Genomic DNA, 25,837 nt, shown 5'->3' with positions numbered 1-25,837 from the left:
CAATATAGGGGTATGCAGTGTGGAAGGCAAGCGAAATCTGCTCGCCTTCCGTTAGCCGGCGGCTCCCTGCTCAACCGGCTCGGCCACCCCGCTGCCGTCCTGGGCCGGCAGGCGGAAAACCAGCGCCAGCACCACCGGCAGCACGATCAGCGACACCAGGGTGGAGAACAGCAGCCCGAACATCACCACCACCCCCAGCCCCCGGTACAGCTCGGTTCCCGGACTGGGGATCAGCACCAGCGGGGCCAGCCCGGCGATGGCTGCGACGGTGGTGATGAGGATGGGGCGCAGACGCAGACGGGTGGCATCCTCCACCGCCTCCGCTGCGGTCATGCCGCGTTTTTTGATGTTTTCCACCGCGTACTCGACGATCAGGATGGGGTTGTTGACCGAGGTGCCGATCAAAATCAGGAACCCCAGCATGGTCAGCACATCGAACGGCTGGTTCAGCGGCGCCATGCCGATCAGGTCCAGATGCGCGCCCATCGTGTTGAACAGCCACAGACCGGCGAACCCGCCGCCCACACCCAGCGGCACCACCGCCATGATGATGAGCGGAAAGCCCCAGTGCCCGAACACCGCCACCAGCACCAGATAGGTGATGGCCAGCGCCAGCAGGAATCCGCCGGCCAGGGCCGAACGGATCTCGTCGAAAGCACTGCCCGCCCCGGCGATACGGGTGGAAACGCCCTCGGGGATCACCCCCTCCGCCCGCAAGGTGGGCAGCAGCGTGCCGCGGATCTCGGCGATGGCGGTTTCCAGGGCCACGGAGCGCGGGGGGATGATGGTCAGGGTCACCGTGCGCCGGCCATCGACGCGGGTGATGCTGGACGATCCCACCGTCTCGCGGATCTCCGCCACGGCGGACACCGGCACCGGTTCCCCCCGCCCGGTGTAGAGAACCAGCGTTTCGAACGCGTGCCGCCCGTTCCCCGCGGCGGGGTCGAGCCGCAGCATCATGTCGATCTTGTCGTCGTCCAGCAGGAATTCGTCGGCGAAGGCCCCGTCGGCATACGCGCGCAGGGTATAGCCCAGCTCGGTCTGGCTGATGCCCAGTGCGCTGGTCCGTTCCCAGTTCGGATGCACCTCCAGCACCGGCTGGGACAGGGCCAGCGTCGGCGGTGACGGGTCGCTGTTGACCTGTACGTCGTCGTACAGTCCGCGCGCCCGGTCCAGCACCGCCAGGGATGAGGTGTAGAGCGCCTCCAGCGAACGGCCGCCGCTGAGTTCCACCGTGATGGCCCTGGCTCCTCCGCCGTTGCCGGAAAAGATCGACCCCTTGGCGGCAAAGGCCCGCACGCCGGGGAAGGCGCGCATGGTCCGCGTCATGGCAACGATCAGCGCCTGGGAATCCTCCCGCGACCGCGGAACCGCCACGAAGCGCAGGAAACCGGGGCGGATGAAGCTGAGGTTGAGCGACAGGGGCGGGATGCCCTCCGCCCCCTTTTCATCGTTCACGGCACGGGTCAGCACCCCATCGACCTGCCGCCACATCTCCGTCATGGCCGCCATGTTGGTGCCGGGCGGTGTGGCCATGAAGCCGAAGACCGTCGCCTCCTCCCCCTCCGGCAGGTATTCGGCGGCGGGGATCATGGTCAGCAGGACGGCGGCGGTGGCGGCCAGCGTGGCGGCCAGGATCGCCAGTTGCCGGCCGAGGCCGCCCACCGACCAGCGCACGGCGCGCACGGTCAGCCGGGTGAACCACCCGTCTCCCCGCGCCCGCTGCGCCGGGGACGGCGGCGCCAGCCAGCGGTTGGCCGCCATGGGCACCACGATCACCGCCACCATCATGGACATGACGATGGACCCGGCAATGGCGACCGCAATGTCGGAATAGAGCTGTCCCGCCTCCATCTCCAGGAACAGCACGGGGATGAAGACCATGACCGTGGTCAGGGTGGACGACAGGATCGCCGGCCAGACCTCCCCCACACCGTCGAGGGCGGCGGCGAAGCGGGATTTGCCCATGGCCAGATGGCGGCTGATGTTTTCCAGCGCCACCACGCTGTTGTCCACCGTCATGCCGATGGCGAACGCGATGCCCGACAGGGAGATGACGTTGATGCTCCGCCCCGCCGCCAGCAAAATCAGGAAGGCCGCCAGCACGCAGATGGGCAGCCCCGCCGCCCCGATCAGCGTGGCCGAGGGGGAGCGCAGGAACACGAACAGCGCCAGCGCCGCCAGCACCGCCCCCAGCGCCAGATCGTCCACCACCGCGCGCACCGACTGTTCCACATACCGCACGTCGTCGGTCAGCAGCCGCAGGGTCAGGCCCCGCTCTTTGAGCGTGTGGGGGTTCAGATCGGCCACCGCCTCCACCACCGCGTCGCGCACGCCGATGACGTTGGCGCCGGCCCGTTTGGCGATGCCCAGCAGGATGATGGGCTTGCCGTCGGCGAACGCCATGCTCTGGGGCTCTTCCGCCGCCATCTCGGCCCGGCCCACGTCGCGCAGGCGGATGTGGGTGCCGTTGTCTTCGCGCAGGATCAGGCCGTTCAGCGCCTCCACATCGGCGAAGCGCCCGATGGTGCGCAGGAAATAGCGGCGCTTGCCGAAATCCCTGTCGCCACCCGACAGGTCGCGGTTGCGGGCGCGCAGGGCGTCGCGCACCTCCCCCACCGTCAGCCGGCGGGCCGACAGCTTCACGGGGTCGAGCAGTATGTGGATCTGCCGGTCCAGCCCGCCGATCACCCGCACGTTCGCCACCCCCGGCACCCGTTCCAGCCGGGGCCGCAGGGTGTTTTCCACCCAGCCGGTTTCGGTCTGCACCCCCGGCCCGTCCGCCGCCAGCCGCTCCAGGCTGAAGTACATGAACGGATCATCGGACACGGATTCCGCCACCACCCGCGGCCTGTCGGCGTTGTCGGGGTACGACGGCACCTCGGCCAGGGCGTTGTTCACCCGCACCAGGGCGTCGGCGATGGGAACGGCGGGAGGGAATTTCAGGACGATGGAGCCATAGCCGAAGTCGGCGGTGGCGGTCATCCGCTCCAGGTCGGGGATGCCGCGCAGGACGCGTTCCTGCTCCAGGATGATGTCGCGTTCCACATCCTCCGGTGCCGCACCGGGCCAGGAGGTTTCGACGCTGACCTCCCGCGGGGTGACGTCGGGGATCATCTGCACCGGGATGCGCAGGACCGACACCACCCCCAGCAGGCAGACGATCAGGATGCCGATCAGGAAGACCAGCGGCTTTTCAAGGATCAGACGGAACATCAGCACCCTCCTCAGCCGGCCGGGGTGGAGGCTTCGGGCGTCACCGGCTCGCCGGGGTCCAGCCCCTCGGCCCCGCGCACGATCACCCGGTCGCCGGCGCGTAAGGACGGGGCGGTGATTTCCACCAGCGTCCCGCTGCGCCGCCCCAGCCGCACGGTTTCCGGCTGGGCCACCGTGCCCTTGTCCGGGACGGTGCGGATGGCCCATACCCGCACGGTGCCGTCGATGCGGTGTTCCACCGCGTCCTCGGGCACCTGCAGCACGCTCTCTCCCGCGACACCGTCCAGCGCGATGTGCGCCTGCACCGACAGGCCGGGCATCAGCGCCCAATCGGGGTTCGCCACCGGGATATGCAGGCGGAAGGTGCGGCTGACCGTATCACCCGACGGCACGATGCGCCCGACGGCGGCGGGCAACGCCCGGCCCCCCTCGGTGTTGGGCACCACCGTCACGGCGGCACCGGGGGCGATGGTGCCGTAATAGCGCTCGGGCACTTCCACATCCACGCGCAGCGGGTCCATGGGCACCAGCCGCAGCACGGCGGTGTCGGCGGCCACCCACTGCCCCCGCTCCACCAGCCGCTGGGTGACGGCGCCGGCGACGGGGGCGGTCAGGGTGTGGCGCTCAAGCTCGGTGCGCTGGGCGGCGGCGGATGCCCGCAATTGCCGGACCTTCGCCTCGCCGATGGCGGCCTGGGCCACCTGGGTGCGGTATTTCGATGGGGGGACGGTCTGGCTGCCCAGCAGCGCTTCCGCCTCGCGGGCCAGGCGCTGGGCATCGCGGAAGGTCAGGTCCGCCTCCTCCACCCCGTGCCGCAGCCGTTCCTGTTCCAGTTTGGCCAGCGTGTCGTCCAGCCGCACCAGCGGCTGCCCCGCCTCCACCCGGTCGCCGGCCTCCACCAGCAGCGCCTCGACCGAGCCGGCCACGCGCATGGTCAGCAGGCTGGCCTGCGGCGCCACCACCGTGCCGGGGAGCTGGAGCGTGCGGCGCATGGGGGCGGCCACCACGTCGGCCACCTGCACCTTGGTCTGCGCCGCGGCCTCCCCGGCCAGGAGCGCCAGGGCGACGATCAGCAAGGGCGTGGCCCGGTTCATGACGACGCCTCCGCCAGAACAGGATCGGCCAGGGAAGGATCGGCCAGGGAAGGATCGGTAAGCGGCGCGCGGCGCATGGCCCCGGATGCCCCCCACGCCGCCCCGCCCAGCACCAGCGCCGACAGGCCGAACACCAGGATGCCCAAGGCCGGCGTGGTCAGGGTGGCGAGCGCCCCGATGCCGATGGCGCCCACGCTGTCGCCGAACACGTCCTGCGCGGTCCACAGGCTGTTGACCCGCCCCAGATAGGCGTCGGGCGTGTGCCCCTGCACCAGCGTGTATTGCAGAAGGGATGCGATGGCGGTGGCGTAGCCATAGGCCACCAGCACCGGCAGCGCCAGCCACAGCGACCCCGCCACCCCCAGCACCGCTACGCAGGCAAAGGCCGACAGGCAGACCAGCCCCATGGTGGCGCCGGGCCGGGCAAGCCGGGTGGCCCAGCCGCTGACCACCGCCCCCAGCGTGGCCCCCACCGGCACCGCCGTGTACATCAGCCCCAAGCCGAGCGCCCCGCCGCCATAGACCTCCAGCGTCAGGGCCGGGAACACCACGCGGATCGCCGTGGTCAGGGTCATCAGCGTCCCCAGCGCCACCACGCCCAGAATGACGCGGTGCCCGAACAGAAAGGCGACGGCATCCGCCAGCATTGTCAGCGGGTGTCCGCCGCTCTCCCCCCGCGGCGGCACCATGGCCGGCAGGCCCAACAGGGTCAGCACGGTCAGCCCCGTCCCCGCCGCGGCGGCCAGATAAGCCCCGTGCAGCCCCACCGACGCCACCAGCAGCCCCCCCAGTGCCGGCGCCGCCACCGTGGCGGCGCGCATGGTCAGCATCCCCAGCGCACGCGCCTGCATCAGATGCTCGCGCCCGACGATGTGCGGCATGGCGGCCAGCAGCGCCGTCACCCCCAGCGCCCCGAAGAACCCGTCCCAAAAGGCCAGTCCCAGCACCGCCGCCAGTGACGGGGCCGGCAGCAGGCTGTTGACCGCCAGCGCCACGAACCCCAGCCCGCAGACACTGCGCGCGAACACAATCAGCCGGCGGCGGTCGTAGCAGTCGGCCAGGACGCCGCCCAGCAGCAGGCCGATGAACATGCCGGTGCCGTCCAGCGCCACCGCCAGACCCACCAGCGTGCTCGACCCGCCCAATTCATAAACCTGGAACGGCACCGCCACCGCCAGCATGCCCAGCCCCAGAAGGGAGATCATGCGCGCCACCAGCAGCCGCCGGAAATGGGCGTTGCTTTTCAACAGGCCGGTATCGACGAAGAGTTTCTTGGCCGTCACGGGGAGAGCTCCACCTGTGCGGGTTTCAAAAAAGGGGTGGGTCCGGCCTGCCGCCCGAACCCACCCCGGCCGTCAGCGTTAGAAGCGGTAAAGCGCGCTGACGTAATAGTTGCGGCCCAGCTCGTGGGTCAGGAAATTGGTGTTCTTTTCGTTCAGCAGCACGTTGGTCAGGTTCTTCACCCCGGCCTGCAGCGTGATGCTGTCGTTGACGTCGGCGGTCAGGCCCACGTTGACCAGCGTGTAGCCGGGCATCTTGCCGGTGCCTTCGAACTGCGACCCGGTGTAGGAGGCCGACAGGGTGCCGCTGACGATCTCGGTGAAGCGGTAGGTCAGGCTGCCGTTCACCTTGTGCCGCGGACGGTTCTCCAGCTCGATGTTGGAATTGTTGCGGGTGTAGAGATAGGCGTAGTTGCCCGAGAAATAGAGATCCTTGGTGATGTCCACCGAGCCGTTCAGCTCGACGCCCTTGATGGTGACTTCATCGACGTTGGACCAATTGCGCTGCACCGTCACCGGGTCGTAGACGGCGGTGATCATGTCCTTCACCTTGTTGCGGAACAGGGCGAAGCTGACGTCCCAGGTGCGCTGCCGGTATTCGGCGCCGATTTCATAGTTGGTGCTGGTTTCGGGCTGCAGGTCGGGGTTGCCGGCCAGATAGCAGCGGCCGCCGCAACTGATGACCCGGTACTCCCGGCTGAGCTGGTAGGCGTCGGGGGCCTTGTAGCCCTGGCTGACGCCGCCCTTCAGGCTCAGCCCGTCGGTGACCTTGTAGACCACGTTGGCGCGGCTGGTGACCTTGCCGCCGAAGATCTCGTGGTTGTCGTAACGGCTGCCGATGGTCAGGGTCACCGCGTCGCCGACGGCGATTTCGTCCTGCAGATAGGCTGCCTTCTGGTCCACCTCGAACGCGCCGGTGGCGAGGTAGGTGGCGGCATCCTCCACCTTCTGCTTGCGGTATTCGGCGCCGGTGGTGATGGAATTGAAGCCCAGCACCTTGAAGTTGGTGCGCCCATGCAGGAACAGGTTCTTTTCCGACATGGAGCGCTGCTTGGGCGCGTTGTAGGTGGAATTGTAGTCGTCGATGCTGGCGTCTTCGTAATTGCCTTCCAGCAGCGTCGTGCCCCAGCCCCATTTGCCGGTGTGGCTCAGGCTGACGGTGTTGCGGGTGATTTCCTGTTCCCGGTACGACGGCGTTTTGTCGTAGATGTTATAGGGCCGTGAATCGTGGTTCAGGTCATAGGCGACGTCCACCGCCTGATCCGGCGTCACATCCCAGGTGAGGGCGGTGCGCAGGTTCTTCAGATCCTTTTCTTCCAGCAACGGCACCCGTCCGCCGTCCTTGGAATCCAGGTACCACGCATCGCGGCGGTAGAACTCCCCCGACACCGAGGCCGAAACCTTGTCCGTCACCGGGCCGGCGCCATAGACGTTGACGCGGTACTGGTTGCCGTCGCGGCCCGGTTCGACCATGCGGTATTCGGCACCGACGCTGCCGGTCCATTTGTCGGTGGGCTTCTTGGTGATGATGTTGACCACACCGCCCATGGCGTCGGAGCCGTAGAGCGACGACATCGGCCCGCGCACGACCTCCACACGGTCGATGGAGGACAGCGGCACCGAGTGATAGTCGAAATCGCCGCCGCGCCACAGGGCATCACCCGACGACACCCGCTTGCCGTTCACCAGAACCAGCGTGTAGTTGGCGCCCAGACCGCGGATCACCACCTCGTCCCGGCCCAGATTGTCGGAGCTGTTGTTGACCCCGACCGTTTCCCGCAGCAGGTCGGGCAGGCCGTTGGACGGCCCCTTCTTTTCAATGTCTTCCGACGTGATGACGGTGGTGAAGGCCGGCGCGGTCAGCGTGGTCTGCGCCGTTCCCGTGGCGGTCACCACCACCGGCCCCAGCAGATGGCCGGCGTCGGCGTTCGGATCGGTTGCGGCGGCCTGCTGCGCCTGTGCTCCCGCCGGCACCAACGCCGCCATGGCCGCCGCCAGCAGCAGAAACTTGAACGAAAACGTGCCCTGCCCCCGCGCCGTCAGGCGTGGTCCCGTTGAACGATATCCCATTGTGCTGCTACCCCCGATGTGTGCTCTCGCTGTTAATGAGAGTGATTCTCATTCTTATGATTGCTTAGTACCCCACTCCCCTCTCTGCCGCAAGGGGTATGAGTGGCTTTCCGAATGGGATAAGTCCGGCGGGCGGTGCGCATGGGTGGTTGAGGAACCAAGGGGGGTAGAACACGCGGGAACGCTGATTTACCCTATCCCATGGGTTGATCTTTCGTGCTGATGGGCCGGACAGGGGGTGTCATGGGAGCGGTGAAACCTCTCTTCCTAGAAATTTACGGCGGCGATCTGCTGTGCACCGGCCCCCACGGCACCCGCCGCACGCCGCTGGGCGACGACGGCATCCAGGCGTTGAAATCCTGGGCCGGGCGCTATGACGTGGCGGTGTTGATCCGCCAGCCCCAGAGGCTGCCCGCCGTGGGGCGGGAGATGGCGGACTGGCTGAACGCCGGCGATTCCTGGCTCGACCGCGGGCTGGCGGCCGGCACCGGGCCGGTGATGTTGGAAATCCGCGCCCCGCAATCACCGGATGCAACCGAACAGGCCCTGCTCGATGCCCCGTGGGAGGTGCTGGCCCCCGGCGGCGCCCTGCTGGCGGAGGATGCGCAGCGGCTGTTCCAGGTGGTCCGCCGGCTGGGGAAACCCCGGCCCGCCTCCCCCACCGATTCGCCCCCGCACGGCGATATCGCCGTGCTGTTCATGGCGGCGGAGGTGGAGGGACAGAGCACGCTGAATTACGAGCGGGAGGAAATGGCCTTCCTCGACGCCACCGCCGGGCTGGATGTCCATTGGGCGGTGGAGGAAAGCGGCAGCCGCGCCGGGCTGGACCGGCGGCTGCGGCAAAGGCAGGAGATCCGCCCCGACGTGCTGCACCTGACCGCCCACGGGGAGATCGGCGAAACCGGCCCCTACCTGCTGCTGGAGACGGAGGACGGCGGGCCGGACCCGGTGGACGCCGATGCCCTGTGCACCACGCTGGGCGATGCCGGCCAGATGCCGCGGCTGGTGTTCCTGTCCGCCTGCCGCACGGCGGAGACGGAGGGGGCGGCGGCCCCCTATACCCAGGCGCTGATCCGGGCCGGGGTGGCCAACGCGCTGGGCTGGGACGGATCGGTCTATGACACCGACGCCACCCGCTTTGCCGCCGTGGTTTATGGCAAGCTGGCCGGCGGTTCTTCGGTGGCTCATGCCGTCGCCGCCGCGCGCCATGATCTGCTGAAACAGATGCGGGCGGCGGAGCGGGCTGCCGCGGCGGCGGGCAAGCCGGCGGCGGACACCGGCACCCATTGGCATCTGGCCCGCCTGTGGGTGGGGCCGGACGGCGGCGGGCCGCTGTGCGATACCCAACAGCCGGCCCGCGCCCTGCCCCGCCGGGCGGACAAGGCGTATCTGGACCCCCGGAAGCGGCGGGTGCCGGTGGCGGCACCGGAACAGTTCGTCGGCCGCCGCCGCCCGATCCAGGCGGCGTTCCGGGAATGGAACGCCGGAGCCACCGGGATTCTGGTCCAGGGCATGGGCAATCTGGGCAAATCCAGCCTCGCCGAACGGATCGCCAGCCGGCACAACGGCTCTGAGGTGGCGGTGGTGTACGGGCGCTACGACGCCCACGCGGTGTTCCTGGCCGTGCTCGACGCCCTGCCCGAAGACGAGCAGGAGGCGGTGCGGCAGACCCACGAGGACACCATTCTTCACACCCCCGCCGCGCTGAAACTGGTCCTGCAAAAGCTGTTGAAGGGCCCGCTCAGCGGCACCAGGGGCACACGCCCGGTGCTGCTCATCATCGACGATCTGGAACAATGCCTGGAGACGCCCAAGCCGGGGCAGACGGCCACGCCCTTCGCCTCACAGGACGCGCAGGCGGCGGTGGCGGCGGTGATCGCCGCGTTCCGCGATGCCGGGCGGGCCACCCGCTCCCGCCTGCTGGTGACCAGCCGCTACAGCTTTGCCCTGACCGATGACCGCGGGCGGGATCTGGCGGCGGAACTGGTTGCCATCCCCTTCCCCGCCATGGACGCCGCCCAGCGCGCCAAGCAGATGCACACCGCCGCCCGTCTGGCCGGTCGCCTGCGCGGCCCCGGCGACGATCCCGTGCGTGATGGGCTGGAAGCCCGCATCCGCGACGTGGCGGGCGGCAACCCCGGTTTGCAGGAGATCCTGACCCGCCCGCTGTTGACCCTGAAGCCGGCGGACGGTCTGGCCGCGGCAACCCGCGCGGTGGCGGCGGTGGAACACTACCGCGCCACCGGCACGGTCCCGGCGGACGACAGCGCGGCGCAGACGTTCTTCCGCCGGGTGTCGCTGGAAGCGTACCGCGCCATGCTGACCCCCGGCGAAACCGCGCTGCTGCGCGCCGCCACCCTGTTCACCCTGCCCGTGCCCGGCCCGGTTCTGGAAACGGCGGGGCGGGCCGGCGGTGTCGGCGCCCCCGGTGCGGCGCTGGACCGCCTGCTCGGCCTGGGCCTGCTGGACCGCACCGCCGTCCGCGGCACGGCGACGGAGGCCCAGGTCAACCCCCTCGCCCGCCCGCTGGTTCCCGCCCTGTCCGATGACGAGCGCGCCCATCTGGCGGCGGCGGTGGTGCTGGCCCTTTTCGAGGCTTGGGCAGACGAAGATGGGGATATGCCCGTCGGTGAGCGCGCCGTCCTGCTGGCCACCCTCGCCCTGTGCGCCGGCGGGCCACCGGCGGTGGTGCAGAGGGCGGGGTTGTTCGGGGGCCGCTTCCTGTTCGACACCGCTCATGAACCGAAACAGGCGCTGGATCTGGCGGAACGGGCCATCGCCTGCCTGGACGCCGCGGAAATCCCGCCCGACCTCCATCTTCTGCGCCTCGCCGCCGAATGCGCCGGACGGCTGGGGCATGGCGGGCAACAGGACCGCCTTCTGAAGCGGGCCACCGCTACGAAAGGGACCGACCCCTGCGCTGCCGCCATGGCCCTGTATGACAACGCCGTACGCCTTTTCGAAAAAGGCGACACAGAGACGGCGGAAGGCCTTCTCCGGGATGCCGTCAAACGCTTCGAAGACCTCGGCGACGTGCGGGAACGCGCCGTGACCATGGGCAAAATCGCCGACATCCTGACAACACGCGGACAGACCGACGAGGCTCTGCGCATCTTCCGAGAGGATCTCATTCCGGCCTTTGAACGCCTCGGCGACGTGCGCTCCCGCGCCGTGACCATGGGCAAAATCGCCGACATCCTGACAACACGCGGACAGACCGACGAGGCTCTGCGCATCTTCCGAGAGGATCTCATTCCGGCCTTTGAACGCCTCGGCGACGTGCGGGAACGCGCCGTGACCATGGGCAAAATCGCCGACATCCTGACAACACGCGGACAGACCGACGAGGCTCTGCGCATCTTCCGAGAGGATCTCATTCCGGCCTTTGAACGCCTCGGCGACGTGCGCTCCCGCGCCGTGACTATGGGCAAAATCGCCGACATCCTGACAACACGCGGACAGACCGACGAGGCTCTGCGCATCCGGCGCGACGAGGAACTCCCCGTCTATGAACGCCTCGGCGACGTGCGGGAACGCGCCGTGACCATGGGCAAAATCGCCGACATCCTGACAACACGCGGACAGACCGACGAGGCTCTGCGCATCCGGTACCAGGAGCAACTCCCCGTCTATGAACGCCTCGGCGACGTGCGCTCCCGTGCCGTGACCATGGGCAAAATCGCCGACATCCTGACAACACGCGGACAGACCGACGAGGCTCTGCGCATCCATGTGGAAGAAAGACTGCCTGTCGCCGAAGCAATGGGAGATAGCGATAGCCTTGCCCATGTCCGCTTTTCCTGCGCCACCATCCGTTTGAACCGGGGTGGGCTGGAAACGGGGGAAGCGGATACCATCGCCGCGGAAGTGGCGGAAAGCTTTTCTCTGTTCCGCACGATCGGGCGTACCGACGGCATCGCCATCGTCGGCCAGCTCTTCGGCCAGATCCTGGCCGCCGGGGGCTTGAAGGACGAAGCCCTCGCGGTTCTCGACCAGGCCGCCGAGGCCTTCACCATCCTCAAACGCACCGCATCCGTTGAAAAGATCCGCGCCCTTCAGGCGTCCATCCGGGAGAGCATGGCATGAGTGCCACCATTCACATCACCGGCCCCGGCGCCGCGGGGCTTGCCGCCGTGGTGGAAACGGCGGTGGCGGAGGCTTTGGCGGCGGCGGTGATGCCGCAGACGGTTGCCGCGGGGGCGGAGACCGAGCGGGGAAACCGGCTGGCGGTGGCAGCGCTGCTGCTGGCCCTGCCCGGTGCCGCCAACGACGCGCTGTCGCTGGCCGACCGTTTCCAGCTTGTGCCCAAGGTGGAACGGATGCTGGACCAGATCCGCGCCGCCGCCCGGCCGGGCGACGGGGTGTTCCTGTCCCACGGTGCCGGCCCCGGCATCGACCTGCTGGCCGCCACCCCGGACGCGGTGATCGACCAGTTGTTCCGCCCGTGACCACCGCAATCCCCCTCTCCCCCCAGGGGCTACGCACTGCACAGATCTTTAACTCATTAATATAAAACAATTTTTCGTCGTCATTCCCGCGAAAGCGGGAATCCAGGTGTGAGCCGCGATCAGCGGCGATATGAATCGCCTGAGGTGTTGGCCATGGAAACACCTTCTGGATCCCAGCCTTCGCTGGGATGACGATGAAAGGTTGTGTTATATCAGTATGTTGTACGATGTGTGCAGTGCGTAATCCCCCCCCGGGGAGAGGGCTTTACGGGAACCCGTAGGCCCGTTCCACCCGTGCGATGCGGGTCACATAGCGTTCGTACCAGCGTTCGCGCCCCAGCGCCTGGGCAAGCTGGTGCTGCACGTCGGCTTTCCAGGCGGCGATGGACTCCCGGTCGCGCCAATAGGACACGGTAAGGCCCAGCCCGTCCGACCGGGCCGATTCCACACCCAGGTATCCCGGCTGAAGGGCGGCGCGCTCCGCCATCACCCGGGCGGTTTCGGCGTAGCCGTCATCATCATCCGTGCGGACGGAGGTGAAGATCACCGCGTAATAGGGCGGCTCCGGCGTGGCGGCGGGGGTGGACGGGCCGCTCATCCCACCACCTCCCCCAGTGCCGTGACCAGGGCGCGGTTTTCCTCTTCCAGGCCGACGGTGATGCGCAGGCCGTCGGCCATGCCGTATTCGACGCAGCTTTTCACCAGGATGCCGCGGCGGGCCAGATGGTCCAGGATCTGCGGTACCCCCAGCGACGGGTCGGGCGCCACCCGCACCAGCAGGAAATTGCACACGCTGGGGTATACGCGCAGGCCAAGCTGTTCCAACTCCTGCGTCAGCCACGGCAGCCACGCGGCGTTGTGGTCATAGGTGGCGTTCTCGTGCTCGGCGTCGGTAATGGCCGCCGCCGCCGCCGCCTGGGCCGGGACCGACACCGCGAAGGGGGAGCGCACATGCTCCAGCGCGTCGATCACCGTGCGCGGGCCATAGGCCCAGCCCACCCGCAGCCCGGCCAGCCCGTGCATTTTGGAAAAGGACCGCACCATCACCACATTGTCGCTGCCCTCCACCAGATCCACGCCATCGGCGTAGTTGTCGCGGCGGATGTATTCGGCATAGGCGGAATCGAGCACCAGCAGCGTGTGGGGCGGCAGCCCGGCGCGCAGGCGCTGCACCGCGTCCGCCGGGATGTAGGTGCCGGTGGGGTTGTTGGGGTTGGCCAGATAGCACAGCCGGGTCTTGTTGCCCGACAGCTCGATCATCGCCTCCACATCCACCACCATGTCACGTTCGGCGGCGACGATGGGGGTGGCGCCGGTCAGGCGGGCTGCCTTGATGAAGCCGCGGTAGCCGTGCTCGTGGCACAGCACCTCGTCCCCCGGCCCGGCATAGGCTTGGCAGAGAAGCTGGAGCAGGTCGTCGGACCCGCCGCCGCACACGATGCGGCTGTCGTCCAGATCGTAGCGCCGGGCGATGGCGCGGCGCAGCGCGGTCTGGCGTGAATCGGGGTAATGGTGGATCCGGGATGCGGCATGGCGATAGGCGTGCAGCGCCGCCGGGCTCGGCCCCAGGGGGTTGACCGTCAGCGACAGGTCGATCCACGCCCGCCCGTCGTCGTCGGATGGTTTTGCCGGCTGATAGGGGCGGATATGGCTGATACCGGGACGAGGCGACAAGAATTCCATCAGGCGGCTCCGCGGCTTAATCGAACGGTCGCATCCGGTGGTTCAACCGGCGTGCACTGCATTCAAACGGAAATAACCGATCCTGACCAGCCCAGAAAACGCCCACACGAAAAACGGGCCTGCGGCGCATTGCACCACAGGCCCGTGACCGTCGATTATGCCGTTGTCTCAGTCCTGTAACGTCAGTGGTTGAGAATCTGGCTGAGGAACAGCCGGGTACGGTCCGACTGCGGGTTGGTGAAGAACAGGTCGGGCGTGTTCTGCTCGACGATTTGCCCGCGGTCCATGAAGATCACCCGGTCGGCGACCGATTTGGCGAAACCCATTTCATGGGTCACGCACAGCATGGTCATCCCCGATTCCGCCAGCCCGATCATGACGTCCAGCACCTCCTTCACCATTTCGGGGTCGAGAGCGGAGGTGGGTTCGTCGAACAGCATGATCTTGGGGCTCATGCACAGCGACCGCGCGATGGCGACGCGCTGCTGCTGGCCGCCGGAAAGCTGGCCGGGGTACTTGTGCGCCTGGCTGGCGATCTGCACCCGTTCCAGATACTTCATGGCGGTGGCCTCGGCCTCCGCCTTGGGCTGGCGGCGCACCCAGATGGGGGCCAGCGTGCAGTTCTCCAGCACCGTCAGGTGGGGAAACAGGTTGAAGTGCTGGAACACCATGCCGACCTCGCGCCGGACCAGCTCGATGTTCTTCAGGTTGCCGGTCAGCTCGATGCCGTCGATGACGATGGAGCCCTTCTGGTGCTCCTCCAGCCGGTTCAGGCAGCGGATGAGCGTGGATTTGCCGGACCCGGACGGGCCGCAGATCACGATCCGCTCGCCCTTGCGCACGGTCAGGTTCACGTCGCGCAGGACGTGGAATTCCCCATACCATTTGTGGACGCCGGTGCAGGAGATGACCGGTGCCGCGGTGTCCGGCTGGGCGGTGCCCGCCTGGGATTGGGCCATAGCCATGATCGTGGTGTCCCCTTAGTGACGGCGCGAACGGTTCAGATCCCGTTCCAGGCGCTGGCTGTATTTGGACATGAAGAAGCAGAACGCCCAATAGATGAGGCCGATGAACAGATAGGCCTCGCGGTAGAAACCGCGCCACGCCGGGTCGGTCAGCGCCGCCTTGGCGCTGCCCAGCAGGTCGTACAGGCCGATGATGATGACCAGCGAGGTGTCCTTGAAGAAGCTGATGAAGGTGTTGACCAGGGGCGGGATCGAAATCGCCAGCGCCTGGGGCAGGATCACCTTGCCCATCTTCTGCCAATAGGACAGGCCAAGCCCGTCGGCGGCCTCGTACTGGCCCTTGGGGATGGCCTGCAGCCCGCCGCGGATGGCCTCGGCCATATAGGCGGCGGCGAACAGGATGAAGGCCACCTGGGCGCGCAGCAGCTTGTCCACCGTCACGCCGGTGGGCAGGAACAGCGGGAACATCACCGACGCCATGAACAGCAGGCTGACCAGCGGCACGCCGCGGATCAGCTCGATGTAGGTGACGCAGATGGCCTTGACCGCCGGCATGGTGGACCGCCGGCCCAGCGCCAGAAGGATGGAGAAGGGAAAGGCCACCGCCAGACCGATCACCGACAGGATCAGCGTCAGCGGCAGACCGCCCCAGCTCGTGTTCTCCACCGGGGTCAGCCCCAGCACCCCGCCCCACATCAGCACGCCCACCAGCGCCAGCCCGCCCAGCCACACCAGACCGAACCACGCGTGCCAGAAACGCCGGTCGCAACTGGCGGCCAGCAGCGCGATGAAGATCATGATGACGGCCAGCGGCCGCCACTGTTCGTCATAGGGGAACATGCCGAACAGGATGAAGCGCAGCTTTTCCGACACGAAGGCCCAGCAGGCCCCGCCCAGATCGGCCCGGCACTCCTTGGGCGCCGCCCCGAACCCGTGGGCGCTGATGACCAGCCAGTCCAGCAGCGGCGGCACCACACGGATGACGGTCCAGACGATGATCACCGTCAGCAGCGCGTTGTACCACGTGTTGAACAGATTGTTGCGCACCCACGCCAGCGGGCCGACGGTGGCCACGGGGGGCCGTTCCATGGCCGGGGCGGGAGCGGAGTTATCGACGGTTCCGGTCATGGCCTACCGCTCCACCAGGGCAATGCGTTTGTTGTACCAGTTCATGAAGGCGGAAATCGCCAGGCTGAACGCCAGATAGGTGCCCATGATCATGGCCACGCCCTCCACCGCCTGACCGGTCTGGTTCAGGGTGGTGTTGGCGACCGACACCAGATCGGGATAGCCGATCGCCAGCGCCAGCGACGAATTCTTGGTCAGATTCAGGTACTGGCTGGTCAGCGGCGGAACGATCACCCGCAGCGCCTGGGGCAGAACCACCAGCCGCAGCGTCTGCCCGGCGGGAAGGCCAAGGGCGCGGGCCGCTTCCGTCTGGCCCCAGTTGACGGCCACGATGCCGCTGCGCACCACCTCGGCGATGAAGGCGGCGGTGTAGACGGTCAGGCCCATCAGGATGGCGAAGAATTCCGGGCTGATGACCGTGCCGCCGACGAAATTGAAACCGCGCAGTTCCGGCACGTCCATCTTCGTGGGCGCGCCGCCCAGCAGATAGACCACCAGCGGCAGGCCGACGACGCAGCCCAGCGACGACAGCAGCACCGGGTACGGCTTGCCCGTCGCCGCCTGCCGCTTGCCGCCCCAGCGGTTGAGGACGAAGGCCAGGACGGCGCCGGCAACCAGCGCCAGCACCACCCACATCCACACCGGATCGGCGGCGGGAACGGGGAAGCGCACGCCGCGCTGGGACAGGAACACGCCCGGCAGCGGGTTCAGCGCCTGACGCACCGGCGGCATGCTTTCGGTGATGACGGCGTACCAGATGAAAAGCTGGAGCAGCGGCGGGATGTTGCGGACCACCTCCACATAGCCGCCGGCCAGCCGCGCCAGCAGCCAGTTGCTGGACAGCCGCGCCACGCCGATCAACGTGCCGAGGATGGTCGCCGCGACGATGCCGATGGCCGACACCTTGACCGTGTTGAGCACCCCCACCACGAAGGCACGGCCATAGGTGTTCTGGGGCGTGTAGTCGATCAGGCTTTCGCCGATGGCGAACGACGCCTCGCGGTTCAGGAATCCGAACCCGGTTGCGACCGATTGCCGCGACAGGTTGTCGAGGGTGTTGTGAATAAGATATCAGCCGATGAACAGGATGCCGCCGATCAGCAGGAACTGATAGGCCAGCGACCGCACGGTCGGATCGTTGAGGGAAAAAGCGAATCCCGCGCGCGGCGGTGCGCGCCCGGAATCCCGGTGTTCGCTGGACACGGGGGGGCCTCCGTTCCATCGTTCAGGTCTGCGGCGGGGCCAGTCCGCCGCCCGACGTTTTTCACGGGGGGCGGCCCGGCGCACGCATGGCCGGGCCGCCCTGTTCCTTTGACATAAGTCCCGGCCAAGCCGCGGCCAGAGGATCACCCCCTGCCCGCGGAATGGCCGTGCCTGCCGGCTTACCGGAACGGCATGGCGTACTGCATGCCGCCCTTGGTCCACAGCGCGTTCAGGCCGCGCTCCAGCTTCAGCGGGGTCTTGACGCCGACGTTGCGTTCGAAGATTTCGCCGTAGTTGCCCATCTTCTTGATGACGTTGTAGAGCCACTTGTCATCCAGGCCCAGCGCCGCACCCATGCCGGGGGCAACACCCAGCATGCGCTGGATTTCGGGATCCTTGCTGGCCAGGAATTCGTCGAGGTTCTTGGACGTGATGCCCTTTTCCTCCGCCGCGATGGTGGCGTAGACGGTCCACTTCACGATGTCGAACCACTGGTCGTCGCCGTGACGCACCGCGGGGGCCAGCGGCTCCTTGGAGATGATTTCCGGCAGGATGATGTGGTCGTCGGGGTTGGGCGCGACCGCCGCGCGGGTGCCGGCCAGACCGGAGGCGTCGGTGGTCAGCGCGTCGCAGCGCCCGGCGAAGTAGGCGGCGTTCACCTCGTCCACCGATTCGATCACGACCGGGTTGTACTGAAGGTTGTTGGTGCGGAAATAGTCGGCGAGGTTCAGTTCGGTGGTGGTGCCCGACTGCACGCAGACGGTGGCGCCGCTCAGCTCCTTGGCGCTCTTCACACCCAGCTTCTTCGGCACCATGAAGCCCTGGCCGTCGTAATAGGTGACGGGGGCGAAGTTCAGCCCGACCGAGGTGTCGCGGGTCAGGGTGACGGTGGTGTTGCGGGACAGCATGTCCACTTCACCCGACTGGATGGCCGGGAAGCGCTGCTGGGCCGACAGCGGGGTGAACTTCACCTTGTTCGGGTCGTTGAACAGGGCCACCGCCACGGCGCGGCAATAATCCACGTCCAGGCCCGTCCAGTTGCCGGCACTGTCGGGATTGCCGAAGCCGGCGAGGCCGGTGTTCACGCCGCATTGGACGAATCCACGCTGCTTGATTGCATCCAGTGTCGGACCGGCCTGGGCCGCACCGGAAGCAACGCTGAGCGCAATGGCCGCCGTTGCCGCGAAAAAGACCGCTTTCATGTTAAACTCCACCCTGTTTTTTGATCTTAGATTACGCGACAGTGGCGTAACCCGGATTTGGCCGGAATTCGGACAGTCCGTCCCGCGCCTTATGGGTCAAGTTTAGCAAGCCATGCCCTTTTGTCGATTCTCCATTGCCGAAATCGGCGGGTCTTGTGGAGATCACGTAGCTGTCCGTGGTGGCAACGGTCACCGGGCGGGGTTTGCAGGGCCGGGCTGCGGGGAGGTCATGGAACCGCCGCCGGGCCGCGGCTTGCGGGCGGGAGCGGGGCATGGGCACAATGACGCCTTCCCTTTCCATTTGCAGGCTTTTCAGGAATGAAGGACGCCAAACCCGATACCGTGCTGGCCCATGCCGGGCGCAACCCCCTTGCCAACCACGGCATCGTCAATCCGCCGGTCTACCACGCCTCCACCGTCATCTATCCCAACCTGGAAGCGCTGGAGGCCAGCGACCGGGCGCCCTTCGACACGGTGAACTACGGCCGGATCGGCACCCCCACCAGCTTCGCCTTCGAAGAGGCGGTGGCGGAGCTGGAGGGCGGATACCGCGCGGTCACCGCCGCGTCGGGTCTGGCGGCCATCTCCACCGCGCTGATGGCCTTCACCAGGACCGGCGACCATGTGCTGATCACCGACAGCGCCTACGGCCCCACCCGCCGCTTCGCCAACGAAACCCTCACCCGCTACGGGGTGACGGTGGAGTATTTCGACCCCGCCATCGGGGCGGGGATCGCGGCTCTGCTGCGGCCCAACACCGCGCTGGTGTTCGTGGAATCCCCCGGCTCCCTGACGTTCGAGATGCAGGACATTCCGGCCATCGCCGCGGCGGCCAAGACCGTGGGCGCACGGGTGGTGATGGACAACACCTGGGCCACGCCGCTGTTCTACCAGCCGCTGCGCCACGGGGTGGACGTGTCGCTGCACGCCGCCACCAAATACATCGTCGGCCATTCGGATGCCATGCTGGGCGTTCTGGTCTGCACCGAGGAGGTCTATGCCACGGTGAAGAAGGCCGCCGTCAGCCTGGGCACCTGCGCCGGGCCGGACGACGTGTATCTGGGCCTGCGCGGCCTGCGCACCATGAGGGTGCGGCTGAAGCAGCACCAGGAATCCGGGCTGCTGCTGGCCGACTGGCTGTCCCGCCGCCCGGAAGTGGTGCGGGTCATCCACCCCGCCCGCCCCGACCATCCGGGCCATGATCTGTGGAAGCGCGACTTCACGGGCGCCTGCGGCCTGTTCAGCGCCCTGCTGCACCCGGTGCCCAAGGCGGCGCTGAGCGCCATGTTCGACGGGTTCGAACTGTTCGGCATCGGCTATTCCTGGGGCGGGTTCGAAAGCCTGATCCTGCCGGTGCGCCCCGGCGCCATCCGCACCGCCACCCGCTGGGACGAGCCGGGACCGCTGGTCCGCCTGCACGCCGGGCTGGAGGATCCCGACGACCTGATCCGCGATCTTGAACGCGCCTTCGCCCGGCTGGCGGCGGCCCTGTGACCAAGGAACAAGCGATGAGCAACGAGACGGCCACCCCCTTCGCCACCCCCGCCGCCATCGGTGCGGCCCTGGCCGCCATCCGCTTCAACGACGCCGGGCTGGTCCCGGCCATCGCCCAGCAGGCCGACACCGGCGAGGTGCTGATGATGGCCTGGATGAACCGCGACGCGGTGGCGGAAACCCTGACCACCGGGCGGGTCTGCTACTGGTCGCGGTCGCGCAAGGGGCTGTGGCGCAAGGGCGAAACCTCGGGCCAGGTGCAGCGGCTGGCCGATTTCCGCATCGACTGCGACGGCGATACCGTGCTTGTGGTGGTCGATCAATTGGGCGTGGCATGCCACACCGGACGGCGGTCGTGCTTCTACCAGGCGGTCCGCGGCGACGGTCTGGAGGTCATTCAGGAGGTCACCATGGACCCCGCCGCCCTTTACGGTGGTGATACCAAGCAAAAAGCATAAACACTGCTGCAATGCGGCGATCGATTGATCTATGTCAAAGTCTGCATCGGCCTTTTGGGTTAGAACCAACGCATCTCTAACCCTCCCTGTAATCGCCTTTGCCGGAGGTTCCGATCGGAACCTCCGGTTTTTTTATGTCGCGTTGCCCTTGAGGGGGCGGGAGACTGGTCAGACCATTGGTCCAGCGGGGCCATTACTGGTCGATATTTTAAACATCCCCAATTTCGTCACAGCCGCCATACGAAAAACGGGGAGCTTCGGCCTTTTGGCTTGATATGGATCAACGAACGCCCTGGTGGAACGGCATAAGAAAGATCCTGTCTCTAACCCTCCCTGTTTTTGCTCTTGGAGGCTTCGATCGCGAAGCCTCCTTTCTTTTTGTTAGCAAACGACGGCTTCGATGCCCTGGGCGAGCGACAGCAGGGCGTGGTCGCCCCCCATGGCGCCGGCCAGCATCAACCCTACCGGCAGATCATCGCTGGCCACCGGCACCGACACCGCCGGACGGTCGAGAAAGTTAAACAGACTGGTATTCCGTAGAACCAACAAATTGATGCGCGCGTAGTCGGCGTCATCGGTCAGTTCGTCGAACCGCGGGGCCACCACCGCCACCGACGGCAGCACCACCGCGTCGTAAGCGCGGGTCAGGGCATCGGCCTGCGCCATCAGCGCCTGCCGGGCGCGCATCAGGTCCACGTAATCGGGGGCGGTGGCCAGCAGCGCCCGTTCCAACCGCGCCCGCACGCGCGGGTCATACTCCCCGCTGCGGGTGGCGAGCCACGGGCGGTGCAGGGCATAGGCTTCCGCCGTGGAAAAGTTGATGCGGGCGTTGGCTTGGGGGATGCGGTCGAACACCGCTCCGTCGATCTCGACGACCCGCGCCCCGGCGGCGGACAGCCGGTCCAGCGCGCGGGCGAAGGCGGCGGCCACGGTGGCGTCCAGCCCATCCAGCGCGTGGCAGCGCGGCACCGCCAGCCGCAGGCCGGCAACGGGGGCAGGCTCCGGCACCTCCGGGGCCTCTCCCGCCATCACCGCATCCATCAGCGCGCAGCAGGCGACGGAACGGCCCAGCGGCCCCACGGTGTCGAGCGTCCACGACAGGGGGAAGGCGCCGTCGCGCGGCACCCGCGCCTGCGTCGGCTTGAACCCGGCCAGCCCGCAGAAGGCGGCGGGGATGCGCACCGACCCGCCGGTGTCGCTGCCCACCGCCGCCGCGGCCATGCCGTCGGCCACCGACACCGCCGCCCCCGACGACGAGCCGCCGGGAATCCGGTCCCGGCCGAACGGGTTGCCCGGCGTGCCGGTATGAGGGTTGAGGCCCAGGCCGGAAAAGGCGAATTCGGTCATGGCGGTGCGGCCCACGATCACCGCGCCCGCCGCGCGCAGCCGCGCCACCACCGCCGCGTCCGCCGTGGCCGGCGGGGCATCGCGCAGCAGGCGGGAACCGGCGGCGGTGGTCTGGCCCCGGATGTCGAACAGATCCTTGACCGACACCGGAATCCCCGCCAGCGGCGACGGCACCACTCCATGAGCGCGCAAGGCATCGCTGGCCGCCGCCGCGGCCAGGGCGGCGTCACGGTCCACGCGGGTGAAGGCGCGGGCACCCTCCCCCGCCGGGTCGGCGATACGGTCGAGCGCCTGGGTAACCAGGGCGGTGCTGGTGGTCTGGCCGCTGGCCAGCGCGTCGGCCAGAGAGGCCAGGGTGGGAAGACGGCTCATGTCCGGGGCGAACCTTTCAAGGGAAAAGGGCTGGCGCGAGCCTACACCCCCCTTCCCCGCCCCGTGAAGCCGGCTCGGGTCAGCGCGTGGCTTCCTGGGTGATGACCCCGTACCAGCCCAGCCCCTTGTAGGTCTCGTAACCGGGGGTGAGCGCGAAGCCGACCACCCCGCCCTTGTCGTCGGTGTAGCACCCCTGGGATTGCCCGTCGGTCTTCAGGGGAAAGGTCTCGCTCAGCACCCCGCGCCCGTCGGAGGCGGCAATCACCCGGTGGCGGCGGTCCACCAGCAGACAGCGGGTGCCGGCCCGCTCGTCCTCGGTCAGGCGCACGCTCTTGACCACGGTGTCCGATTGGGTCTGCCAGTCGAAGAAGATGCCCAGCACCCCCGTCACCGCCCCGTTGGCGTCACCGCCGGCCCGGATGGCGGTGGCGTAGGTGGCGACCGTCCGGTGATCCAGCAGGTCGTTGACCGCGATGTCGGCCACGGCGAAATCGTCGCCGGTCCGGGTGTTGAGCGCATCGCGGAACCACGCCTCCCCCGCCACCGACGATCCCACGGCGCGGCGGTAGCGGTCGGGCCGCCCGTTGGCCAGCACCACCCCCCGCCGGTCCACCACCCACAGGTCGAGATAGACGGTGTAGGCGTTGAGGATCACCCCCAGCCGCTTGGCGGCGTAGGCGCTGCGCTCCGGCGTCGGGTCGGCGGCGCAATCCACCATGGCGCTGTCGGTGGCCCACCAGCGCACGTCGCATGACCGCTCGTACAGGTTCCGGTCGATGATATCGATCATGTTCAGCGCCAGATCGGCCAGCCGGTTGCCGCGCAGTTGCGCCACCAGACGGCGGCCCAGCGTGTCCAACTCTCCGGTCTGGTGGGCCATCTGCATGCGCAGCTCGTTGCCGATGCCGGTGATCCGCTCGGAAATCGCCTTCACCTCCTGCGCCACGACGGCGAAGCCGCGCCCCGCCTCCCCCGCCCGCATGGCTTCGATCAGGGCGTTGAGGGCCAGGATCTTGGTGGTGTTGGTGACCGCCTGGATCTCGTCCATCTTGCGGGTGGCAAGGTCGGACACGGCGTGGGACAGGGCGACGATCCGCTCGGGCATAAGAATCTCCCTGGCGGCCCCGGCCGCGAGGGGGGCGGTCCGGGCCGGAGGTTGTTTGCCAAAAGAAAAGTTTTACCAACGCATTGTTCGATAGTGTCGTTATAAGAATGCATCTGCAACATTAACTTCACACAGCCGCAGGCTTTCGCCGTCCAGCCGCACGGCCCCCTTCCCCCGCCTCACCCTTCAGTGGTATCCGGCGCCGGCCCTGACCTTCCCGCGGAACACGCGGTAGGAATAGAAGGTATAGGCGAGAATAACCGGCAGAAGCACCGCAACCCCGGCCAGCAGGAACATCTGCGATTCCGGCGGCGAGGCCGCGTCCCAGATGGTCATCACCCGCGGCACGGCGAACGGCCACAGGCTGACCGCCAGCCCGGCATAGGACAGCAGGAACAGCGCCATCGTCATCAGGAACGGCATCCGCTCCCACCCGCGGGCCAGGGCGCGCAGCAGCACCAGCGCCGCGGCCAGTGCCGCCAGCGGGATCGGCGCCAGCAGCACCAGATTGGGCCACGCGAACCACCGCTGGGCGATGGGAGGGTTGGCCCACGGAGTCCACAGGCTGACCACCGCCACAAAGGCCAGGACCGCCAGCGTCAGCCCCCGCGCCGCGGACAGGGCGCGCTGCTGCAGCGCCCCGTCGGTCCGCCAGACCAGCCATGTGGCACCCAGCAGGGCATAGCCGCACACCAGCCCCACCCCGGTCATCACGCTGAACGGCGTCAGCCAGTCGAACGCCCCGCCGGTGTAGCGGTAGCCGCCGTCCGCCACCCGTTCCACCGCAACACCCTGGATGAAGGCGCCCAGCAGCGCCCCTTGCGCGAAGGACGCCACCAGCGAGCCGGTGAAGAACGCACGGTCCCACCACAGGTGCCGGCCCGCGGTCTTGAAGCGGAACTCGAACGCCACCCCGCGGAACACCAGCCCGAACAGCATGACCATCACCGGCAGGTACAGCGCCGGCAACAGGGTGGAATAGGCCAGCGGAAACGCCCCCAGCAACGAGGCCCCGCCCAGGATCAGCCACGTCTCGTTGCCATCCCACACGGGGGCGACGGTGTTCATCATCACGTCGCGCTCGCCCGCATCGCGGGTGAAGGGAAAAAGGATCCCCACCCCCAGGTCGAACCCGTCCAGCAGCACGTACATGAAGACGCCGAGCGCGATGATGGCGCTCCAGATCAGGGGCAGGTCCAGATCCATGATCGTCAGCCCTCCTCCACCACCGCGGCCTTGGCCTTGTTCTGGAAATGGGGCGGATCGTCGGCATCCCCCGGCCCCCGTGCGACCATGCGCAGGAAAAAGGCCAGGAACGCCGCCAGCAGCACACCATAGGCCAGGATGAACAGCCCGAAGGTCACCGCCACCGATTCCGCCGGCACCAGCGATACCCCGTCGGCCGTGCGCAGGTGGCCATAGACCAGCCACGGCTGGCGCCCCGCCTCGGTCACCACCCACCCGGCCAGCACCGCCACGAACCCCAGCGGTGCCGTGCCCGCCAGCAGGCGCAGATACCAGCGCCATTGCGTCAGCGCGTAGCGGCGGCGGGCGTACAGCCCGATCCCCGCCAGCACCACGAACCACAGGCCCAGCCCGACCATCAGGCGGAAGGCCCAGAACACCACCGCCACCGGCGGCCGGTCCTGCGGCGCGACCGCGGCCAGGGTGGGCACCGCGCCCGACAGGCTGTGGGTCAGGATCAGGCTGCCGGCGTAGGGAATGGCGATTTCCGCCCGGTTGCGCCCCGCCGCCTGATCGGGAAGGGCGAAGAGGATGAAGGGCGCCGGGCCGTCATGGGCATTCCAATGCCCTTCCATCGCCGCCACCTTGGCCGGTTGGTGCTCAAGCGTGTTCAGCCCGTGCAGGTCGCCCACCAGCACCTGAAGCGGGGCGGCCACCGCCGCCATGCCCAGCGCGAAGGACAGGCTGCGCCGCCCGAAATCCCGGTGCCGGTCGCGCAGCACGCACCACGCCCCCACCCCCGCCACCAGGAACGCGGTGGCGACCAGCGTCGCCACCACCATGTGCGCCAGCCGGTAGGGGAAGGAGGGGTTGAAGACCACCGCCATCCAGTCGGTGACCACCATCCGTTCCCCATCCATGGCGAACCCCGCCGGGGTGTGCATCCACGAATTGGCGGACAGAATCCAGAAGGTGGAAATCAACGTCCCCACCGCCACAAGGATGGTGGACAGGTAATGGATTTTCGGCGGCACGCGGTTCCACCCGAACAGCATGATGCCCAGGAACCCGGCCTCAAGGAAAAAGGCGGTCACCACCTCGTAGCTGATGAGCGGCCCCAGCACGTTGCCGGTGACCGCGGTGAAACGCCCCCAGTTGGTGCCGAGCTGGTACGACAGCACCAGCCCCGACACCACCCCCACCCCGAAGGCCAGTGCGAACACCCGCGTCCAGAACCGCAGCATCCGGTAAATGCCGGGGTCGCGCCGTTTCAGCCAAAGCCCCTCCAGCACCACCAGGAACAGACCCAGCCCGATGGTCAGGGTGGGAAACAGAATGTGAAAGCCGATGGTGAAGGCGAATTGCAGCCGGCTCAGCAGCAGTGCGTCCATATCTTCTCTCCCCTGCCCCGTCAACGCTGGCGGCACCGGGGGAGTTCCCGCCCTGCCCGCGCTTATCGCCGGGAGGACGCCGGGAGGCAAAACCCCATGGGAAATGTGTGTTTTTTGTCACACTTTCCTTTCAGGAAACCGCCCTAATTATTAGATACCGAACCTTATCGCGGCGCATCAAGGCAATAAACGGAAA

Annotated in this window: 17 protein-coding genes and 1 pseudogene; 4 read left to right on the top strand and 14 right to left on the bottom strand. The window is 67.8% G+C overall.

Annotated elements, in window-relative coordinates; genetic code table 11:
* Window positions 1-51 precede the first annotated feature (51 nt).
* From M2352_RS11020 to M2352_RS11005, 4 genes are all read right to left on the bottom strand, one after another.
* On the bottom strand, window positions 52-3,216 hold the full coding sequence (locus M2352_RS11020; protein ID WP_264664533.1) for an efflux RND transporter permease subunit: 3,165 nt from the start codon (window positions 3,214-3,216) through the stop codon (window positions 52-54).
* 11 nt (window positions 3,217-3,227) lie between these two features.
* Window positions 3,228-4,310 (bottom strand): efflux RND transporter periplasmic adaptor subunit, encoded by a 1,083-nt coding sequence (locus M2352_RS11015; protein ID WP_264664532.1) that lies wholly within the window; start codon window positions 4,308-4,310, stop codon window positions 3,228-3,230.
* On the bottom strand, window positions 4,307-5,593 hold the full coding sequence (entS, locus tag M2352_RS11010; protein ID WP_264664531.1) for an enterobactin transporter EntS: 1,287 nt from the start codon (window positions 5,591-5,593) through the stop codon (window positions 4,307-4,309). The genes M2352_RS11015 and entS overlap by 4 nt, the downstream gene beginning before the upstream one ends.
* 78 nt (window positions 5,594-5,671) lie before the next feature.
* On the bottom strand, window positions 5,672-7,660 hold the full coding sequence (locus M2352_RS11005) for a TonB-dependent receptor plug domain-containing protein (RefSeq protein ID WP_264664530.1): 1,989 nt from the start codon (window positions 7,658-7,660) through the stop codon (window positions 5,672-5,674).
* A 243-nt stretch (window positions 7,661-7,903) separates the two neighbouring features.
* Here M2352_RS11005 and M2352_RS11000 point away from each other — a divergent pair, with 243 nt between their 5' ends.
* Both M2352_RS11000 and M2352_RS10995 read left to right on the top strand, forming a co-directional pair.
* Complete coding sequence (locus M2352_RS11000) at window positions 7,904-11,746, top strand: CHAT domain-containing protein (protein WP_264664529.1); 3,843 nt, start codon at window positions 7,904-7,906, stop codon at window positions 11,744-11,746.
* Window positions 11,743-12,108, top strand: coding sequence for a hypothetical protein (locus M2352_RS10995; RefSeq protein WP_264664528.1), 366 nt, complete (start codon window positions 11,743-11,745; stop codon window positions 12,106-12,108). Before M2352_RS11000 ends, M2352_RS10995 begins: the two co-directional genes overlap by 4 nt.
* A gap of 265 nt (window positions 12,109-12,373) precedes the next feature.
* Here M2352_RS10995 and M2352_RS10990 read toward each other — a convergent pair whose 3' ends face one another.
* The 6 genes and pseudogenes from M2352_RS10990 to M2352_RS10965 form a co-directional block, all read right to left on the bottom strand.
* Window positions 12,374-12,706, bottom strand: coding sequence for an antibiotic biosynthesis monooxygenase family protein (locus tag M2352_RS10990; RefSeq protein WP_264664527.1), 333 nt, complete (start codon window positions 12,704-12,706; stop codon window positions 12,374-12,376).
* On the bottom strand, window positions 12,703-13,791 hold the full coding sequence (gene hisC, locus M2352_RS10985; RefSeq protein WP_264664526.1) for a histidinol-phosphate transaminase: 1,089 nt from the start codon (window positions 13,789-13,791) through the stop codon (window positions 12,703-12,705). Before hisC ends, M2352_RS10990 begins: the two co-directional genes overlap by 4 nt.
* 182 nt (window positions 13,792-13,973) lie before the next feature.
* On the bottom strand, window positions 13,974-14,756 hold the full coding sequence (locus tag M2352_RS10980; RefSeq protein ID WP_319802032.1) for an amino acid ABC transporter ATP-binding protein: 783 nt from the start codon (window positions 14,754-14,756) through the stop codon (window positions 13,974-13,976).
* A gap of 15 nt (window positions 14,757-14,771) precedes the next feature.
* Window positions 14,772-15,884: an amino acid ABC transporter permease gene (locus M2352_RS10975; RefSeq protein ID WP_264664525.1), complete on the bottom strand. Its 1,113-nt coding sequence runs from the start codon at window positions 15,882-15,884 to the stop codon at window positions 14,772-14,774.
* A 3-nt stretch (window positions 15,885-15,887) separates the two neighbouring features.
* Window positions 15,888-17,087 (bottom strand): annotated as a pseudogene (locus M2352_RS10970) (amino acid ABC transporter permease).
* A gap of 179 nt (window positions 17,088-17,266) precedes the next feature.
* Window positions 17,267-18,289 carry an amino acid ABC transporter substrate-binding protein gene (locus M2352_RS10965; protein WP_264664524.1) on the bottom strand — a complete coding sequence of 341 codons (1,023 nt, stop codon included), beginning with the start codon at window positions 18,287-18,289 and terminating at the stop codon, window positions 17,267-17,269.
* A 318-nt stretch (window positions 18,290-18,607) separates the two neighbouring features.
* Here M2352_RS10965 and metC point away from each other — a divergent pair, with 318 nt between their 5' ends.
* Complete coding sequence (metC, locus tag M2352_RS10960) at window positions 18,608-19,783, top strand: cystathionine beta-lyase (RefSeq protein WP_264664523.1); 1,176 nt, start codon at window positions 18,608-18,610, stop codon at window positions 19,781-19,783.
* 14 nt (window positions 19,784-19,797) lie between these two features.
* A complete protein-coding gene (gene hisI / locus M2352_RS10955) occupies window positions 19,798-20,241 on the top strand; it encodes a phosphoribosyl-AMP cyclohydrolase (protein ID WP_264664522.1) in 444 nt (147 codons plus the stop codon).
* Between the two features lie 381 nt (window positions 20,242-20,622).
* Here the strand turns inward: hisI and M2352_RS10950 are convergent, their stop codons facing one another.
* The 4 genes from M2352_RS10950 to M2352_RS10935 form a co-directional block, all read right to left on the bottom strand.
* Window positions 20,623-21,960: an amidase gene (locus tag M2352_RS10950; protein ID WP_264664521.1), complete on the bottom strand. Its 1,338-nt coding sequence runs from the start codon at window positions 21,958-21,960 to the stop codon at window positions 20,623-20,625.
* A 79-nt stretch (window positions 21,961-22,039) separates the two neighbouring features.
* Window positions 22,040-23,065, bottom strand: a complete 1,026-nt coding sequence (locus tag M2352_RS10945) for a methyl-accepting chemotaxis protein (RefSeq protein WP_264664520.1) — start codon at window positions 23,063-23,065, stop codon at window positions 22,040-22,042.
* Window positions 23,066-23,251: 186 nt separating this feature from the next.
* Window positions 23,252-24,271 (bottom strand): cytochrome d ubiquinol oxidase subunit II, encoded by a 1,020-nt coding sequence (cydB, locus tag M2352_RS10940; RefSeq protein WP_264664519.1) that lies wholly within the window; start codon window positions 24,269-24,271, stop codon window positions 23,252-23,254.
* Window positions 24,272-24,276: 5 nt separating this feature from the next.
* Entirely contained in the window at window positions 24,277-25,641 is a 1,365-nt protein-coding gene (locus tag M2352_RS10935) for a cytochrome ubiquinol oxidase subunit I (RefSeq protein ID WP_264664518.1), read from the bottom strand.
* Window positions 25,642-25,837 lie beyond the last annotated feature (196 nt).

The sequence above is a fragment of the Azospirillum fermentarium genome, from assembly GCF_025961205.1.
Taxonomy (GTDB): domain Bacteria; phylum Pseudomonadota; class Alphaproteobacteria; order Azospirillales; family Azospirillaceae; genus Azospirillum; species Azospirillum fermentarium.
This window is presented reverse-complemented; position numbering and strand designations above follow the sequence as displayed.